General features: G+C 48.7%; 12 protein-coding genes. 6 read left to right on the forward strand and 6 right to left on the reverse strand.

Annotated elements, in window-relative coordinates; all coding sequences use genetic code 11:
* The first annotated feature begins 214 nt into the window (after positions 1–214).
* The 5 genes from ACO08K_RS11600 to ACO08K_RS11620 all read left to right on the forward strand — a co-directional run bounded on the left by ACO08K_RS11600 (position 215) and on the right by ACO08K_RS11620 (position 5,337).
* Complete coding sequence (locus tag ACO08K_RS11600) at positions 215–1,225, forward strand: glycoside hydrolase family 43 protein (RefSeq protein ID WP_421798308.1); 1,011 nt, start codon at positions 215–217, stop codon at positions 1,223–1,225.
* Positions 1,191–3,146, forward strand: a complete 1,956-nt coding sequence (locus tag ACO08K_RS11605) for a sialate O-acetylesterase (protein ID WP_421796560.1) — start codon at positions 1,191–1,193, stop codon at positions 3,144–3,146. The genes ACO08K_RS11600 and ACO08K_RS11605 overlap by 35 nt, the downstream gene beginning before the upstream one ends.
* A gap of 388 nt (positions 3,147–3,534) precedes the next feature.
* Complete coding sequence (locus tag ACO08K_RS11610) at positions 3,535–4,584, forward strand: endo-1,4-beta-xylanase (RefSeq protein WP_421798309.1); 1,050 nt, start codon at positions 3,535–3,537, stop codon at positions 4,582–4,584.
* Between the two features lie 34 nt (positions 4,585–4,618).
* Positions 4,619–5,008, forward strand: a complete 390-nt coding sequence (locus ACO08K_RS11615) for a hypothetical protein (RefSeq protein ID WP_421796561.1) — start codon at positions 4,619–4,621, stop codon at positions 5,006–5,008.
* Positions 5,005–5,337: a hypothetical protein gene (locus tag ACO08K_RS11620; protein ID WP_421796562.1), complete on the forward strand. Its 333-nt coding sequence runs from the start codon at positions 5,005–5,007 to the stop codon at positions 5,335–5,337. Before ACO08K_RS11615 ends, ACO08K_RS11620 begins: the two co-directional genes overlap by 4 nt.
* Positions 5,338–5,429: 92 nt before the next feature.
* Here the strand turns inward: ACO08K_RS11620 and ACO08K_RS11625 are convergent, their stop codons facing one another.
* The 6 genes from ACO08K_RS11625 to ACO08K_RS11650 all read right to left on the reverse strand — a co-directional run bounded on the left by ACO08K_RS11625 (position 5,430) and on the right by ACO08K_RS11650 (position 16,188).
* A complete protein-coding gene (locus ACO08K_RS11625) occupies positions 5,430–6,851 on the reverse strand; it encodes an AAA family ATPase (RefSeq protein ID WP_421796563.1) in 1,422 nt (473 codons plus the stop codon).
* A gap of 126 nt (positions 6,852–6,977) precedes the next feature.
* Positions 6,978–8,429 carry an aldo/keto reductase gene (locus tag ACO08K_RS11630; protein WP_421796564.1) on the reverse strand — a complete coding sequence of 484 codons (1,452 nt, stop codon included), beginning with the start codon at positions 8,427–8,429 and terminating at the stop codon, positions 6,978–6,980.
* The gene (locus ACO08K_RS11635; RefSeq protein ID WP_421798310.1) at positions 8,426–9,436 is read right to left on the reverse strand and encodes an APC family permease; all 1,011 of its coding nucleotides are present in this window, start codon (positions 9,434–9,436) and stop codon (positions 8,426–8,428) included. Before ACO08K_RS11635 ends, ACO08K_RS11630 begins: the two co-directional genes overlap by 4 nt.
* 29 nt (positions 9,437–9,465) lie before the next feature.
* Complete coding sequence (locus tag ACO08K_RS11640) at positions 9,466–9,888, reverse strand: amino acid permease (protein ID WP_421796565.1); 423 nt, start codon at positions 9,886–9,888, stop codon at positions 9,466–9,468.
* Between the two features lie 232 nt (positions 9,889–10,120).
* Positions 10,121–11,662 (reverse strand): GH3 family domain-containing protein, encoded by a 1,542-nt coding sequence (locus tag ACO08K_RS11645; protein ID WP_421796566.1) that lies wholly within the window; start codon positions 11,660–11,662, stop codon positions 10,121–10,123.
* Between the two features lie 197 nt (positions 11,663–11,859).
* Positions 11,860–16,188, reverse strand: coding sequence for a PKD domain-containing protein (locus ACO08K_RS11650; protein ID WP_421796567.1), 4,329 nt, complete (start codon positions 16,186–16,188; stop codon positions 11,860–11,862).
* 319 nt (positions 16,189–16,507) lie between these two features.
* Here ACO08K_RS11650 and ACO08K_RS11655 point away from each other — a divergent pair, with 319 nt between their 5' ends.
* Complete coding sequence (locus tag ACO08K_RS11655) at positions 16,508–18,010, forward strand: GH3 auxin-responsive promoter family protein (protein WP_421796568.1); 1,503 nt, start codon at positions 16,508–16,510, stop codon at positions 18,008–18,010.
* Positions 18,011–18,174: the final 164 nt, after the last annotated feature.

Raw genomic sequence — 18,174 nt, forward strand, 5'->3', positions numbered from 1 at the left:
AATGTCTAGCAGTATGAACCATGGCCTAATTTTTAGCATTTCACAGTTTAGCACCTTGGTGTCTTTGTGGCTAAAAATAACGAATAGTTTTTTTCCAAACGCAGATTATTTGCCCAAGAACCCAAAAAAGGCCTTAATTTCAAGCCGTATTTTTTTGCTTTTAATTTTAGTTACAATGACAAACAAACAAAGAACATTCACGCTCCTGGCGGCCATGTGCTTCGCAGTGAGCGTTCATGGCCAATCTGGCAATGGCAAACAACCCATCTCTCAGCCCTTGGTGTCCCACATTTTCACGGCGGATCCATCTGCGCATGTGTTCAAAGGGCGCATTTTCATTTACCCTTCGCACGACATTGATGCGGCAGTAAAAGAAGACGATGACGGTGGGCATTTTGCCATGCGCGACTACCACATTTTATCCATGAAAAAAATGGGGGGTAAAGTGACTGATCACGGGGTTGCACTCGACATCAAAGACATTCCTTGGGCGGGCCGCCAACTTTGGGCACCTGATGCCACCTTCAAGGATGGAATGTATTACCTCTACTTTCCGGTCAAGGACAAACAGGATGTGTTCCGCATTGGAGTAGCCACCAGCAAAAAACCGGAAGGCCCCTTCAAAGCCGAACCGGAGCCCATCAAAGGCGCTTACAGCATCGACCCAACCGTATTCAAGGACGATGACGGCAGCTATTACCTCTACTTTGGCGGCATTTGGGGTGGCCAACTGCAACGCTGGAACAACAACCAGTACGACCCCAAAGGAGCCCTGCGTAAAGGCAACGAAACGGCAATTCTGCCCCGGGTAGCCAAACTCAGCGCCGACCTGAAGAGCTTTTCCGAAGAAGTGAAAGAGGTAAAAATTGTGGACAAAGACGGCAAACTTTTCCTGGAGAGCAACAACGACAAACGTTTCTTCGAAGCGGCCTGGATGCACAAGTACAATGGTAAATACTACTTCTCCTACTCCACCGGAGATACCCACAATTTGTGCTACGCCATCGGCGACAACCCCTACGGCCCCTTCACTTACCAGGGTATTGTGCTCAAACCTGTACAAGGCTGGACCAACCACCATTCAATCATTGAACACCAGGGTAAATGGTACCTGTTCTATCATGACGTACAAATTTCGGGCAAAACCCACTTGCGCAACGTCAAGGTAACGGAGCTGAAATACAATCCCGATGGAACCATCCAGACGATCGATGCCTACAAGTAGGTGGACGCTGCTGGTGTTTTTGCTAGGTTGGAGTTTGGTTGGTTTTGCCCAAATCCGCCTGCCTCGCCTCATCAGCGATGGCATGGTGTTGCAAAGGGAACAAAACCTAAAAATCTGGGGTTGGGCCGCCCCCCAGGAGAACATCAGCCTCCGCTTCAAAGACAAAAACTACCGCAGCAAAGCCGATCAACAAGGCAACTGGAGCATCACCCTGCCGCCACAGGAAGCTGGTGGGCCTTTTGAGCTCAGTCTGAAGGGCAGCAATGAATTGATCGTTCGGGATGTTTACTTTGGCGATGTGTGGATTTGTGCCGGGCAATCCAATATGGTGTTGCCCATGGAGCGGGTGAAAGAGCGTTACATGGCGGATATTGAACAAGCCAATTATCCAGCCATCCGCAATTTTTTCATCCCGACCTTGACCAACGTACAAGGGCCACAAGCGGATTTGCCGAGTGGAAAATGGGAAGTGGCTACCCCGCAAAACGTAATGAGTTTTGGGGCAGCGTCCTACTTTTTTGCCAGAACCATCTACGACAAGTACAAGGTGCCCATCGGCCTGATCAACGCGAGTGTGGGCGGAACGCCCATCGAAGCCTGGATCAGCGAGTCCGGTTTGCAAGCCTTCCCCAATTTGTTGGCGACCATCCAGCAAAATAAGGATACCAGCTACGTCAATGGCCTCAACCGCAAGGCGCGGCAGGGGATCGTCCCTCGCCCGAGTGCGGACAAAGGCATGTTGGAACCCGTCAAATGGTTTGATCCCGCCTACACTCCCAAAAACTGGCGCAACATCAATGTGCCAGGTTATTGGGAGGATCAGGGCATCAAAGACCTGAATGGCGTGGTCTGGTACCGCAAGGAAATTGACGTGCCCGCCTCCATGTGTGGGGTGCCCGCCAAGTTGTTTCTTGGCCGAATTGTCGACGCTGATTTTGCCTACGTCAATGGGCAAGCGGTGGGCAACATCACCTACCAGTACCCGCCGCGGCGCTACAACGTACCCGCTGGGCTGCTCAAACCGGGCAAAAATCTGCTGGTCGTACGCGTGATCAATCAGGCAGGTAAAGGTGGCTTTGTACCCGACAAACCTTACTTCCTCAGTGCCAATGGCCAGAACATTGACCTCAAGGGGGATTGGTCGTACAAGGTGGGGGACGTGTTTCCGCCCCTTGCCGGAGCTGCTCCAGGCGGTATCACCTTGCAAAACCAACCCAGCGCCTTGTTCAATGCCATGACGGCGCCGTTGATCAACCATGCTGCCAAGGGCTTTTTGTGGTACCAAGGGGAAACCAATGCAGGCAATCCGAAGCCGTACTACCAACTGTTGCCCGCCCTGATCCAGGATTGGCGCAAGCAGTGGAAACAAGGGGATTTGCCCTTCATCACGGTGCAATTGGCCAATTTTATGGAGGTCGATTACCTGCCTTCAGAAAGCAATTGGGCGGTTTTGCGCGACGCACAGTTCAAGTCACTGACGCTGCCCAATACGGGCTTGGCGGTGGCAATCGACCTGGGCGAATGGAACGACATCCACCCTCTGAACAAAAAGGATGTAGGCATAAGGCTGGCTCTGGCCGCGCAACGCCTTGCCTATGGGGATCAAAATGTTGTCCACTCCGGACCACAATACGAACGTTTCCAGGTCGAGGGGGATAAAATCCGCTTGTATTTCAAACACACCGGAACAGGTATGATCAGCAAAGATGGCGAGCCATTGGCTTGTTTTGCCATCGCTGGTGCGGACAAACGTTTCGTGTGGGCCAAGGCAGAAATCCAGGCCGATCAAACGATCCTGGTGTCCAATACGCAGGTGCCTCAGCCCATGTATGTCAGATACGCTTGGGCGGATAACCCCGCTGATGCGAACTTGTACAATCGGGAGGGGTTACCGGCGTCGCCTTTCCGTACGGATGAGTAAATTATTTTTTTGCCACGAATGGAAGCATTCAATGAGTTATTCTATTTAGCTAAAGCGACATTTTTTAACCGCAGAGTTTCGCGGAGTACACGCAGAGTTTCACAGAGTAAAGGCCACCTACGGTGGAAAGCGTTATTGGAGCCGACAGCACTTTAACATTAGAGTATAAGTATAAGCTGCTCCATGACTACCTGCCTCAGCCGCCGCAGGTGGCGTTCACTTTTTTGAACTCCTTTTGTTTTTGAAACCTCTGTGAAACTCTGCGTGCACTCCGCGAAACTCTGCGGTAAAAAAATGTCGCTTTGGTCTTCTTGAAAAACCCGAGACGTTTCTTGTTTTGGCTTAATCTCTTTAAATCAAGATCACAATGAAAAACATAATTTTTTATATGCTCCTTTTGATCCTAAGTGGTCATACCTCCTTTGCGCAAACCACCAAAGGCCTCAAAGATTATTACAAAAAGTACTTTCCCATCGGAGTAGCTGTTGCCCCCCGTATGATGGACGACGCCGCTGAATCTGGCCTTATTCTGGCGCAATTCAACAGCATGACGCCTGAAAACGCCATGAAAATGGGCCCCATCCATCCCGAGGAAAATCGCTACAATTGGGCACCTGCTGATAAAATCGCCGATTTTGCGGTAAAAAACGGCATCAAACTGCGTGGTCATACCCTGTGCTGGCACAGTCAGACGCCAAACTGGTTTTTTAAAGACGCCTCGGGTGCCACCGTCAGCAAAGAAGTGTTACTGGCGCGTTTGAAGCAGCATATCTTCGACGTAGTGGGCCGCTACAAGGGTAAAATTTATGCCTGGGACGTAGTCAATGAAGCAGTGCCAGATGCCGGACCGGACGTTTACCGCAAGTCGCCTTTTTACGAAATCATTGGCCCGGAATACATCGAAAAAGCCTTTCAATGGGCTCACGAGGCTGACCCCAAGGCGGTACTGTTTTACAACGACTACAATACCGAAAATGCCTCCAAACGCGACCGCATTTACCAATTGGTGAAAGGCCTGAAAGACAAAGGAGTGCCCATTCACGGGGTAGGGTTGCAAGGGCACTGGGCACTTACAGAACCAACTGCAGAGGAATTGGAAACTTCGATCACCAAGTTCGCCAGCCTGAAGTTAAAGGTACAGGTCACGGAGTTGGATGTGTCGGTCCACCCTAAAGAGCACGAGCGCAGAACGGAAGCTTTCACCGGCAAAGTAGAATATACCGCGGAGATGGAAGCCAAACAGGTTGCCCAATACAAAATGCTCTTCGAGGTATTGCGTAAACACCGCAAGTCGATCACTGGAGTAACTTTTTGGAATTTGTCCGACAAGTCTACCTGGTTGGACAACTTCCCGGTGCGTGGCCGTAAGGATTATCCGCTACTTTTTGATGCGAATTATCAGCCGAAGAAGGCATTTTTTGCAGTGACCAAGTGGTAAAACAAGGTTACTTTTTGCCCCAAATTGTTCAGCCATGAAAAAGCTCATCAATTTGGGGCTCTTTTTAAGTTTTTTCCTCTGCTATCTGGAATGGGGCGGCGGTCAGTCCATTTTCATCGCTCAGGCTGCTTACGAATTGGTCTTTGTCCAGGGGCTCGCCTGGAATACTGCCCTACATCCGGTCATTTTGTCTTGTATTCTCGGGATGTTGGCACTCTTGTATTCGGTGGTGGTGAACAAGCCAAATCGATGGGTGAATGTGCTGGGCGTGGTCTTGTTATCCGTGGTGGTGTTTATCTTTTTTTTGGCGGGTGCCTTGTCCGGGAATGTAAGGATGATTGGGTCGAATTTGCCGTTTTTGGTGTTGGCGGGGGTGTTTTTTAGGCTTATCTTGAGGGAGAAACAAAATAAGGTGAGAACTTGATGGCATTCAAAAGCTTCCTCTTTTTACTCGGGCTGATCTTAGTGGTTTCACTTAACAGCTGTGATGCTTTTACTAAAACCTTTTGCGGCCAGGTGCAAGGGCGGCAAAAAGTGTTTTTTGATTCGGTGAATACAGTTTATAAGGATCGATTGGTACTCAGTCAAGTACCTTGTTATCCAGGGTATTTGAGGGCTGATTTAAAAACAAATATTGAATCAAAAGATTTAGACAGTATTGAAGTAGCCTATAATAGATTGTTCGGATTTACTGAATTATTTGTTTATGATCAGGATAAAAATTTGATTAGAGGGAGTACTGGGTCAATGTGAAGCGAACTACAAAATGATTACGACCTGGAAGAGTCAGAAAATTTATTGGCAGCAGAATTATTGACTATCCCCACCGCCGCTATTTCCATAGCCTAGCCCCCAAACAAATCATCCATCTTCAAGTCATTCTGCACCACCGACCGCGCGTACTCATTTTTCAGCAGCCCAAACGTAGTCAGCATCACGAGAAACACTGCCTTTTTCGTTTTGGTACTTTGAATAAACGCTGCGATTTTATTTCGCAAAACGAGGTCATAAGCCTTGGTGATCTCGTAAGGATTGATTGAAAATTTGATTTCAAAAAGGTTGATCACCCGGTCTTTGCGGTCGATGATCAGGTCAATTTGGGCGCCACCTGATTCAGGGTCTGCAGGTTTGTACCAGGAACTGGTTTCACTATAAATGCCCTCAATGCCAAGGGCTTTTTTGATGTTGCGGACATGATCCCAGCAGATTTGCTCAAAAGCCAGTCCCGCCCATACATTTACCGCAGGGTCGTTGATCCGATTGACCCAATTTCCAGCCTCGTAGGTTCCTGCGTTTTCAATAAAGCGCAAATAGAACAAAGTGTAATAGTCCGAGATGACATAAACTTTCCTATTTTTATTGACGCCAAAAGGTATGTATGATTTTAGGAAACCACTTTCCTCCAATTCGTTAAGTTTGCTCGTCAAGTCACCGCTGGAAGCCACATTGGCTTTTTTGACCAGATTTTCCCGGGTGGCCCGGCTCCCCAGTTCATAAATTTTCCTCAAAATCTGTTCGTGCTGGGTGGCGTTTTTGAAGAGGGAAGCGAAAGTAAATTTGAATTCGGAGTTCAACAAGCCAGTCTCTTCGAAGCAGATTTTTTCGATGTTTTGAACCGCACTCAAACCCTTTTTTACTTGTTCAAGGTAATAAGGAATACCTCCCATGACCATGTACAAATTCACAATTTGGTAGCGATCAAAGCGAATATCCCTGGCTTGAAAGAACTGTTCTGTCTCTTGAAGCGTAAATGGCTCAATTTTGATGCGATGGGTAACCCGGTTGTACAAACCACCTTTGTTTCTAATCAGTTCATTGATCATCCAGGCCGCTGCCGAGCCGCATACGAATAGTTTCAGCCCTGCTTGGGTGCTGGCCCAACTGTTCCAAAAGTATTCCAGACCCGTTAAAAAATCAGATTTTTTGGTATCGAACCAGGGCAGTTCATCAATAAAAATAACCCGTGGTCCTTTTACTTTGGAGAGCTCCGTTTGTAGCAGAGAAAAGGCACTGAGCCAGTTCTTTGGCGTTTTGAATTCTTTCTCAAAGGTATTGTTAAGCGCAAGGGTAAAATTAAGCAGCAGCGTCTTGGTTGTGCTATTGGCCAGCCCAGTGGTGTAAAACGTGAACTGATGATTAAAAAACTCCTTGACTAAGAAGGTTTTACCCACTCTTCTCCGCCCGTAAATGGCAACAAATGCAGGCTGATCCGATTCCACAATTTCCGTTAAACGCGCCTTCTCACGTTGCCGTCCAATGATGTCCATGCGCTTATTTTCTTCCAAAACTAAGTAAAAAATGTAAGTTTTGGAAGAAAATGAGTGTCATTTCTTTCCAAAATCGACTTTTTTACCTTGTTTTGGCGGAAAATACGCACCATTTTTTTCCAAAACCTACCCTAGGGTTTCCACCTCCGCCTCAATCTCCACCAAACAACCTGTCGCGACCAACTTCGCTTCAACCAGTGTATTCGCCGGATGGATTCCGGCAAAACGTTGTCCATGCGCGCGGGCAACGGGTTCCCAATCACTGAGGTTGTGGACAAAAATACGCGTGCGGATCACATCCTCCATGGTTCCGCCCAAGGCGTTGATGGCCGCTTCGATTTTATCCAATACAAAATGGGTTTGTGCGGCGGGGTCGGTTCCACCAATCAGTTTATCCCGGTGTGCCGAAGTTGTACCCGAAACCGAGATGCGGTTTCCCCGGCGGATGGCCCGACTATACCCAGCGATGCTTTCCCAGGGCGTGCCACTGAATACCTGCGTACTTCCATTGGCGCCAGCTTGCGGCGTATAGGGGCTCGGGAGATCCTGTAAGTGGTGGCTCAAATCACCGGATGCGGTCAGGAAAGGTGGCTTACGGTATTCATCCCCACAATCGCCCGGCACCGGGTCGAGCTTCGATTGCGCCTCGCGAATCAAGCGCTGGTCGGTTTCATCAAGATCAAATGAAAACAATTTTGCCGTTTCTTCCAGGTGGGCACTTTGCCCCAAGCGGGCACCGATGATGATGCCACCTACCTCGGGTTGTTCAAGAATATACTTACCTGCAACGGTGGCAATGGATACTCCATGCTTTTGGGCGACCTGATGTACGACGGCCAACAATTGTTGAAACCTGGCCCAACCCCCGGTGGTATCGATGAAACGTTTGTACTTCATTTGCGACCAAGTTGCGCCAGTTTCCAGGGATGGCTCAGGTTGATTGAGCCATTTTTCCGAGAAGAACCCGCCTGCCAGTACCCCAAAGGCGAGGATTTTCACGCCATATTCCCGGCAAACCTCGGTCATTTCACGGGATGCACGGCCATCCAGCAAGGAAAAACAAACCTGATTGGAGACAATCGGAATCCCGGTAGCACAGGCCATGCGTACATGAGCGGCATCAAAATTGGTCAAGCCCAGGTGTTTGATCAAACCTTCTTCTTTCAATTCTTGCAGCCAGAACAACTGATCCAGCCAAACCGGGTCAGGGTAGTGCCAACAGTGGTACTGCAGCAGATCTATTGATGCTACCTGCAAACGATCCAGGGAAAGTTGGATGGCTGCGCGGGTTTCCGCTTTGCTTGATTTTCCGGGTTTTGGCACCCATTTGGTACACAACTGTGCCTGTTTTCCCAGGGGATGTTGGAGCTGGAATGTTCCGGCAATCACTTCAGCGGACCCGTAATGATCAGCCATGTCAAAGGTGGTCAATCCGGCTTCCACATAAGGGGCCATGGCTTCAGAGGTAGTCAGCGGGTCTAAGGTAGTACCTTCTTTTTCCATGTCTGCGATCTGCCATAGACCGGTAAGTACACGGGAGATATTAAGGTCAGGAGCGAGTTGAATCTTAGGAATCATGGTTGGTCATTGATAAGGCTATCCGGGGTTCGCCCGGAAAAAAAGGTGATGTAGGCCCAAAATAATGAGGCAAGCGTCATGACAATCCCCCAAACTAGGGTAGAATGAAAATACCAGGCGTCCACCTTGGCGTTCAAATCTTTATAGGTATGAATCGCAAGAAAAAAGGCAATCACCAGGGTGCCGGTCCAGCCGATGATTTTGCGCTGGATCGGATTTTTAACCATTTTGATTTGGGCCGCCAGGGTTGGATTTACCCGGTCAATGCTGATCAGAGCAATACAAATCAGCAAAAAATTCACCATCATGGAGGTGACCATAATGTCGATGCCCAAAAAGAAATCGCCAGCAAAATGGCTGCCCAGAATACCAATCGTTGCTACTGCTCCACTGATGATGATGGCCACGTAGGGCGTTTGATGCCGGGAGTGCAAAGTGGTGATTGATTTGGGAAAAATGCCGTCTTCTGACCAGGCAAAGAGCAAACGGGACACGGAAAGCAACATTGCTGGCAAATCATTGGTCAATGCGACGGCTGCTCCGGCTACAATCGCCACCGATAAGCCGGACGGCAGCAGGTAACTCAACATCCCTGGGGCACTAATGTCTTTGGTTTGCGCCTCGGCAGCTACAAAGGACCAGGGAATAGCATGATATACAGCCCCCGTGAAGAGTAAGTAATAAAGCCCAACAATGAGAATGGTCAGGGCAATGGCCAGCGGTAGGTTTCGATCCGGGTTTTTCGCCTCGCCCCCAGCCTGGGCGATGCTTTCAAACCCGATAAAACTGGCAAACATCAGCGAGGACGCCGAAAGGAAGGTCAACCAATCAAAAGAAGCATTGCCTTGCTGAGCGAATGTTCGGCCTTCTTTTTGTTCCAAAGCCAATAAAAAATCCTGTTGCGAAAAGCTGAACCCGGCAATGATGACGATGCTCCCCAGCAAAAACATCAATAGCATCAAAGGGATAATCGTACGCTCATAAAATTTTCCACCCCGAATATTCACCCATGCAAAAAACCAAAGCAAAGCTAGGGCTAGTCCAACCCGAACAAAGCCGGTTTCCAGGGCTTTGCCCCGCTTGTCCAGTTAAGGGTCAAGGCGATGTCGCGAAAAAAGGGAATAATCATATACGCTACTACCCCGATGACAATGGAAAGCCCAAACCATTGTGAAAAACTGGCCACAAACCCCAGATAGGTATTCACCCCCCGGCTTACGTAATGGTAGCTGCCTCCTGCGCGCGGCATGGCGGTTGCCAAAAGGCCATACGCTATTGCTGCCAGTAAGGCGGGTAAGGCCGCAAACATGAATGCAGGCAATACATAGGGGCCAATCCCCGGTACATTGCGCTGGATCATAAAAGGCATGATGTTAATGGAGGCGCCAATCATTGAACATACGCCGGTGGCGATCAAGCCCATTAGCCCAAGTTTGCGGCTTAGGGGGGTATTGGTCATGTGTTTTTTTCAAGCAATATAGGGAACGGGTTCAGAATAAAGTAACAATTTGACCGGACTCTTTGCGGCAATGTCCAGAATGATATCGCTCTTAGCTGGTACAAGTCTCCAGACTTGTACCAACATTTTTGCGTCTCCTGACGCATGAGCAACGCGAAAATGTTGAGAAAACACACGTCAGGAGACGTGTTGATAATGGTACAAGTCTGGAGACTTGTACCAGCGCCAGCGCTCAGCTCACCAAACTCCTCCTCACAAACTCCTCCCAATCCCGAAAACGTTCCTTTTTCATCACCCTTGGGAATTTGTGCTGTCCGCCCATTTTGCCCTGGTGTTCGTGCCACTTGTAAAAAATGTGTACCGGGATAATTTCTACCTCCATGTCACGCAGCACAGAAGCCCGTTCTACCCGATAGTCATCGTTGATTTCCTTGAGTTTGGTATCAATCAGGGTTTTGACCTGGGTTGCATCGCAGGGAGTATCGCAACCGATGTACCATTTGTGGGCATAAAAACTGCCTACTTCTATTGCTGAAACTGTGTATTCTGGAATGACCACATCCAACTCCTCTTCTACGTGTTGGACGCCGTGGTTCATGTTGTCCACGGAAAGGTGTTCGCCACAGATGCTAAGGTAATGTTTGGTGCGGCCCGTGATGATCACTTCCGAGCGGCGTTTGTCCGTAAAGCGCACCGTGTCACCAATCAGGTAGCGCCAGGCCCCGCCACAGGTACTGATGAGCATGGCGTAATCCTCGCCCTCTTTCACTTCTTCGATGCTGAGGGTTTCGATATCCGCACGGAGGTTGCCTTCCGTATCAAAGTTGTTATCGTTAAAGGGTACAAACTCATAAAAGATGCCATTGTCGATCATCAGGTGCATGGCATTGGTTTCCGGGCGATCTTGAATGGCCATAAAACCCTCCGAGGCCAGGTACGAATCCATGTAAACCAGGGGACGCGCCATCAGTCGTTCAAAACCCTTGCGGTAGGGTTCAAAGTGGATACCACCATGTACACAAACCGAGAGGTTGGGCCAAATGTCGTGGATGGTTTTGAGGCCGTGGTATTCGATGATTTTTTCCATCATCAATTGCAACCAGGAAGGAATACCTACGATGAAACCCACGTCCCAATTGGGAGCATTTTTGGCAATCTCAGCGATTCGTTCGTCCCAACTGCGGATGCTGGCAATGCGGTTGCCCGGCTTGTAATAAGAACGCAACCAAAAAGGTGGTCGACTGGCGTTGATGCCACTCAGGTCGCCGGCAAAATAACCATTGCCCTGTTCCAGGTCTGCTGATCCCCCCAGCATCATCATGTCTTTGGTAAAAATATCCGGATCGAGATTGAAGCGGGAAAGGGCAAAAAACATGCGCAATCCGGCACGGCTGTTGGCTCTAAAAAGGTCTTTGGTAATCGGAATGTGTTTGCTGGGAGCCCCCGAAGTACCCGAACTCAGTGCAAAATATTTGACCCGCCCGGGCCAGGTTACGTCTTCTACCTGGTTGAGGGTCATGTGCCACCAACGGTCGTAGAGGGTATTGTAATCAAAGGTTGGTACACTTTGTTTGAATGCCTCAATCGGATTGGGGCTGTTGAGGATGTCGTTGAACTGATAATATTGCCCAAAGGCAGTGTGTTGGGCTTTGCGCAGTAGCCAGCGCAAGGTTCTGATTTGATGTTGAACGGGTTTGATGCTTTGCCCCCGGCGCTTGGACAGAATTTGTCCCAAACTTGCTCCTCTCTTGATTAGGGCCCCAATTATCGCCATACAAATTTGGTTTTAGATCGCAACCGATTACCCCACTCAGTAGACTTTACGCACACAAAATTGCTTGGTCATAAGGTCTGTTGTGTACTATGGGACGTGTAAAGGTACATAGTTATTTTGGAATTCAGATTTTGGATTTCGGTGAATTCCAAGCCTAGGGCAGGCCGAAATCCAAAATCTGAATTCCGAAATCGCCCCTACCTCATCAACGTCACATCTCCCTTATAGGTTTTTGTCTGGCCACCCAACTGTTCAATTTCAATCCAATAAACGTATACACCCGGGATTGGTACATCACCTTTGATACGGCCGTCCCAGCCGCTCAGGTTGTCCATATTAAAATCTTTTTTCTCAAAAATCATCTCGCCCCAACGTGTATAAATGCGCATCATGCGGATTTTGGTGGCGCTAAATGGACCGCCGTAAATGGTGAAAAAATCGTTTTTGCCGTCGCCATTGGGGGAAAATACATTGGGGATAAACACCCCACAATCATCGGCATTGATGGCATCGTCGAGACGGAAGGTGTCTCGACAAGTATTTTCGTAACTGGCGATCAAGGTAATGTCGTAAGTCCCGGCGCTGAATACGGTGCCCGGGTTTTCCAGTTCCGATCGTTCACCATTGCCCAAATCCCATTCCCAGCGGTTGGCACCACGCGAGAGGTTTTGCAGGATAACCGTAAAAGGAGCACAGCCGGTAGAGTCACCGTTGATGGTAAAATTGGCTTCCGGTTTGCTCCGTACCAAGAGCGGTTTGGTGATGGTATTTTCGCAGCCATTCGGAAAATCCTTGATGGTCAAACTCACAGTTACCATTCCTCCCCCGGATTGGTAACTGTGTTGCGGAGAATAAGACACCGAATCAATTCGCCCATCCCCAAAATCCCAGCGAAAAGCTGCCCGTTCGTCCGATCGATTGAGAAATTGAGTAGGTTGTCCCTCACAAGCATAACGCTCAGTAGCAAAGTTGACATCGGGCAAAGACTGGATGTTTACTTTTCGGCTCAGGGAATCATATCCACAACCCGTTCGGGCAATGAGGGTTACGGTAAGGGTGGTATCTGGATCCCGATAAACGTAGGTTGGGTTGGGGTCTTGTGAAACGCCACCGTCCCCAAATTTCCAAAATACTCTTCCTGGTAAAGGCGTAGACGCGTCTCTGAATTGAATCGGTTTATTGGGGCAAATGTTGTAATCGTCCAGACTAAAAAAGGCCTGCACTCCAGGAGAGGTAACGGTCAGTTGGAAAGTATCCATCGACACCCCACACAAGTTGCTCACTTCCAGTTTGATCAAATACTGGAGCGTGGTGGTATCTGCCACGTATTTTTGCACAAAAACATTGCGGCAAGTGCTGTCGCGGGTACCATTGCCAAAATCCCAAAAGCAGGCATCAGGTGCGCCCGTAGAACGGTTGGTGATGGTAGCGGTAACCGGAGAACACTGGTTGCTCAATGAGTCCAGGCCAATCAATGCTTTGGGAAAAGGCAATACACTAATGGTGCTTTCTTCCTTGCTCGAACCACATTGGTTCACAATGTTGAGCGAGACCACAAAACTACGGATCCGACTACTGTCATTGGTATACACATAATTGGAGTCAGGTACAAAGGCACGCAACGAATCAGCGGTTGAACGACCAAAATTCCAGGTGTAAGTCAGTCCATCTCTTTGCGGCTCATTGGGTCGGAAACTCACACTGAAAGGTGAGCAACCTTCATCCCCACTTGAGGTAAAAGCTGCCGAAGGTGGCGGAGCAATAACCGTAAGGGTTTGGGTTAAAGTATCCGCACAAGCACCAATGATGGCAATTTGGGTAATCTGCTGATCGCCATCCGGGATAAACTGAAAAGGTGGAGGGTCCAAGGGAATATTTCCCAGCAACCAACGCGAGCGTTCTGCTTTGGTAGCACTTAAGTCAATCTGGATCAATTGATTGGAACATAAATTACCCTGAGGCTGAAAGCCTGCCTGTGGACGGGTAACGCTTACAAAAGCCGTGTCGGTACTGCGGCAACCAATGGGATTAATCACGGTATAAAATACAGCTACCGAATCGGCAGGCGCGCTCAATTGGCGGGCGTCAAAATTGTCCCCTACGATACAAGCCGGGCAAGTGCTGGAAGTCCAGGTCCCTCCCAATGGTAAGCCTTGCAATGGTGTTGCCGAGTTGAAACAAACATCCCCAGCCTGAGCTTCTAGGGTAACCCTTTGCACATCAATGATTACGGAATCCTGTTGTGCACAAGTTCCCGTGCCGTTGTTGTAGATGATTTTAAACGACCCCGCTTCCTGGGGGTTAAAACTGAATTGTCCGGCATTGTTGCTGATGAAGCGGGTATCCTGCCAGGTGCCCCCAGCAGCGGATACTGCCAGATTGAAGGAACCAGATCTTTCACACACCGAAGTGTCGCGGGCAGGGCTGGTGATCTGTAAAGGGTCCGGTGTGCGCACAAAAAAAGTGTCGGTCACTACCTGTGTCCCACAAACATCCGTCAAAGTAGCTTCAACGACATAAGGCGCACTGGTGGCCCCCAAATCCAGTGGGAAATTTGGGGCGCGCACCCCGTTCACACTGTAAACTGCATTCGGGATAATGGGATTGGGCGTATAACTGATCTGGTTGCACTCGTCTTGTTGTGGTGTAAGGCGCAGTACAACCTTAGCTTGTACTTCGAACGTAGTGGTATCGCGGCGTTCACAGCTGCCATCCCCACGCACATAGATGACCGGAAAAGTACCCGTGTTGACCGGATTAAAGGCATACCCGGAACCAACCTTAATGACTTGGTCTCCACGGAATTCCCCGCCGCCGGGTAATGCAGCCAGACTGCGGGCAGTATCGCCCTGGCACACTTGATTTACGGGCAACAAGGGTAGGGTAATTCCCACCGGAAGCGCCCCGGTGACCACAAAGGTATCCCGAGACTCCTGTCGACCACAGCTGTTTTCCAAAGTAGCCACCACAGTGTACACATCTCGATTGGTGCTCACCGTAATAGGCACCGGGAAGGTGGTGATGGGGGCACCATTTAGGATATACTGCGCTTTATTGATTTGGGGAATGGTGGTATAATCAAAATCCACACACTCATCCGTTTGGGGGCGAATATTCAGGCGAACGTTTGCTTCTACCGTTACCTGCACGGTATCGCGGCGTTCACAAGCGCCGTTGCCTCGTACATATATCAATGGAAAAACCCCAGCCTGGTTGGGGTTGAATACATCCCGATTGCCTTGCCGACTGACATTGCTCCCAAGCCAACGCCCGCCAATGGGTCCAGCATTGAGGGTAATGACGCTGGTTTTTTCACATACGGTGGTGTCTTTACTCGGAGCTGAAATGCTTACATTTTCGGGCTGTAGCACAAAAAAGGTATCTGCACGCATTTGGTTGCCGCATTCATTGTTGAGGCGAACTTCTACAACGTAGGGTGCGCTGGTAGCGGATAAAGTGACCGGAAAATTCGCTACGGGTACATCAATGCCATTGATTTTATAAGCTGCATTTGTATTGAATGGTTCCGGGCGATAGTTCAGTGAGATACAACCATCTTCTTGTAATCTCAGCGGCAGAAGAGCTTCAGCAGCCTTGGCTTCGATGGTCAGGACTTTCCGGCTGGGGCGGTCACAGGCATTATTCGCGGTAAGGGTAATCGTATAGGTTCCAGGGTCGATGATGTCAAGGCGGACAATTTCGCTGCGGTTGTTGCCTCGAACCCATTGAGTGCGGCCGCCGCCTGAAATGCTCCAGTTGTACAAGGTGGCGTTTGTGGTGCCCATACCGTTTAGCCGTACGATGTTGCCTTGCGACAAACACAACACATACCGGTCGGCAGCTACTTCGACTACATTAGAGTCGGCTTTTGCCACGGCCTGGGGTTCACCCAAAACCCGGATGGGTTGTTCGATGCTTTCAGTGCCGCAGGTATTTTTAGCCGTGAGTTTTACCGTACGGTTACCCAAATCAGCATAAGTATGCTTGGGGCTTTTTTCTATACTGGTAGTTCCATCCCCAAAATCCCAGGTAAACTGCATCTCCATGTCATTGTTGGGGCAGGTTTGGTTGTTGAATTGAACTTCGTTACCTGTACAAACTACATTATTGGAGTTGATCAGGATCTCGGGTCGGGGGGGGACTTTGTAGGTCAAGAATTTACTCACGTTTTCGGGCACACTATTGGAATAAGTTGCCAAAACGGTGACTTGCACACAGAACCCGCCTAAATCGCCCAAAGGGCACGCGTAGGCGCATTCATTGAGGTATTGGCTGGTGTTGTATTTGTGGCGCAAGATTAAAGAATCACCCTTGGCAATGGTGATTGGAGCAGTGCCGTCACCCCAATTGAGGGTAATGTTGCGTAAGTCCAGACTTGGGTTGGGGGTAATTTGTACTTCTACAACACTGTCGGCGACACAACGAACCTCTTTCCCGTTCAGTACCGTAATTTGTACAGTTTGAGCTTTAACAACAAAAGCGGCCGCCATCAAGACTAAAAAGCCTGCAACGTGTTTCAGTGACATGATCCATGGGTTTTGGTCAGGCTTTAAGAACAGAAGCTTATCAGGCCAGAAAGTGATCTTTTAAGCTGTTGTTCGCAAAACCTGTTTCATAAAAGTGCAAAGATTGAACAGGGCGAGCTAGTCTAATATTTTTCGGGCATCGTAAGAGTAACGCAAAGAAAGCACATTTTTTTATTTCATATAAATGGTGTATTTATTGTTTAGGTGATTTTTGAGTCATTTTATGTTAATTTTTTTGCTAAAAAGGAAAGCAAAAAAATGATACCGTCCAAAACCCCGTAAAAACTTATTTTTGCGCGACTTAAATAGATTTATAAAAATGGGGTTTCGTTCGAGGATTATCAGACCTTTTGCCAACAAAATTGCCCGCGACATTCAGCGTTGGTCTGCTCATGCAGTGCAGGAGCAGGAAAAAATTTTTAATCGTTTGGTCGAAGTGGGCAAAACCACTGCTTTTGGCAAAGCCCATGGATTTGATCAGATTCGCAGTTACCAGGATTACGTTGAACGAGTCCCTATTCGCGACTACGAAGGCATCAAACCCTATATAGAACGCATCAAAGCGGGAGAACAGGATGTATTGTGGCGGGGCAAACCAGCCTATTTTGCCAAAACCTCGGGCACTACCTCTGGTGTCAAATACATTCCGATTTCCAAAGACAGCATTCCCAATCATTTTGGTTCAGCGCGCAATGCCTTGTTCAATTATTTTGCCCAAACCGGGAACGGTGCCTGGTTAGATGGCAAAGTGATCTTTTTATCCGGTAGTCCAGAATTGGGGGAAACAGCAGGTATTCCCACCGGGCGTTTGTCGGGCATTTCCAATCACATGATTCCAGCCTGGTTGAAGACTAACCAAATGCCGAGTTACGCAACCAACTGCATCGAAGATTGGGAAACCAAACTCGATAAAATTGTAAGCGAAACCCTCAGCCAAAACATGACCCTCATCAGCGGCATTCCTCCCTGGGTGCAAATGTATTACGAGCGTTTGCTCGAACGCTCGGGCAAAAAAAGGGTGCTGGACATTTTCCCTAATTTCTCGGTTTTTGTTTATGGCGGGGTCAATTACGAACCCTATCGCGCCAAGCTGGAAGAACTGGTAGGGGCCAGTATCCCGAGTGTAGAAACCTACCCAGCCTCGGAGGGGTTCATCGCTTTTCAGGATAGTCAAAGCGAGCCAGGGCTTTTGCTCAACTCAGCATCGGGCATCTTTTTTGAGTTTGTGCCCGCCGATGAAATTTTCAACGAAAACCCCACCCGGCTTTGGCTCAAAGATGTACAAGCAGGCGTCAATTATGCACTCATCATCAACAACAACGCGGGTCTTTGGGGCTATAACATCGGGGATACCGTACAGTTTGTTTCCACCAATCCGCATCGCCTGGTGGTCAGTGGGCGCATCAAACACTTCATCTCGGCCTTTGGAGAACATGTGATTGGCAAAGAGGTAGAAGAGGCTATGCTGCAAGTATGCAAAGAGCAAGGGGTTAAAGTGGTAGAATTTACGGTTGCCCCACAGGTGAATCCCCCTGCTGGCGGGCTTCCCTATCACGAGTGGTTGGTTGAGTTCGATGAGGTTCCAGAAAACTTATCCGCTTTTGCCGCCCGTTTGGACGAATTGATGATCGTGCAAAATATTTATTACCAGGATTTGATCGAAGGAAATATCCTCAAACCTCTGGTGATTACCCCCCTGCGCAGAGATGCTTTCCGGGAGTACATGAAAAGCCAGGGAAAATTGGGAGGGCAGAATAAAGTGCCGAGATTGGCAAATGATCGGGTGATTGCGGAGGGGATGATGGGGTTTCACTTAGGTTAAGAGAAGGAATCGACATAAAAAAATGGAGGCAGGTTTTGACAAACTCTACCTCCATTTTACAAAAAAATACAGGTAATTACACCTTAAATTTTCAGGATATTTTCCTAATTCGTTAGAATTTTTTAATTATAGGTACCTAATTATAAGAGGGTATAGTTCTACCA

Origin of the sequence: Haliscomenobacter sp. (assembly GCF_965225875.1) — a bacterium.
In the GTDB taxonomy this organism is placed as follows: Bacteria; Bacteroidota; Bacteroidia; order Chitinophagales; family Saprospiraceae; genus Haliscomenobacter.

Bases quoted from the DNA above. Each gene is read 5' to 3' on its own strand.
- ACO08K_RS11640 (WP_421796565.1), bottom strand. From the start codon at position 9,888: ATGACCAATACCCCCCTAAGCCGCAAACTTGGGCTAATGGGCTTGATC.
- ACO08K_RS11615 (WP_421796561.1), top strand. From the start codon at position 4,619: ATGAAAAAGCTCATCAATTTGGGGCTCTTTTTAAGTTTTTTCCTCTGC.
- ACO08K_RS11645 (WP_421796566.1), bottom strand. From the start codon at position 11,662: ATGGCGATAATTGGGGCCCTAATCAAGAGAGGAGCAAGTTTGGGACAA.
- ACO08K_RS11650 (WP_421796567.1), bottom strand. From the start codon at position 16,188: ATGTCACTGAAACACGTTGCAGGCTTTTTAGTCTTGATGGCGGCCGCT.
- ACO08K_RS11610 (WP_421798309.1), top strand. From the start codon at position 3,535: ATGCTCCTTTTGATCCTAAGTGGTCATACCTCCTTTGCGCAAACCACC.
- ACO08K_RS11600 (WP_421798308.1), top strand. From the start codon at position 215: ATGTGCTTCGCAGTGAGCGTTCATGGCCAATCTGGCAATGGCAAACAA.
- ACO08K_RS11605 (WP_421796560.1), top strand. From the start codon at position 1,191: ATGGAACCATCCAGACGATCGATGCCTACAAGTAGGTGGACGCTGCTG.
- ACO08K_RS11655 (WP_421796568.1), top strand. From the start codon at position 16,508: ATGGGGTTTCGTTCGAGGATTATCAGACCTTTTGCCAACAAAATTGCC.
- ACO08K_RS11630 (WP_421796564.1), bottom strand. From the start codon at position 8,429: ATGATTCCTAAGATTCAACTCGCTCCTGACCTTAATATCTCCCGTGTA.
- ACO08K_RS11625 (WP_421796563.1), bottom strand. From the start codon at position 6,851: ATGGACATCATTGGACGGCAACGTGAGAAGGCGCGTTTAACGGAAATT.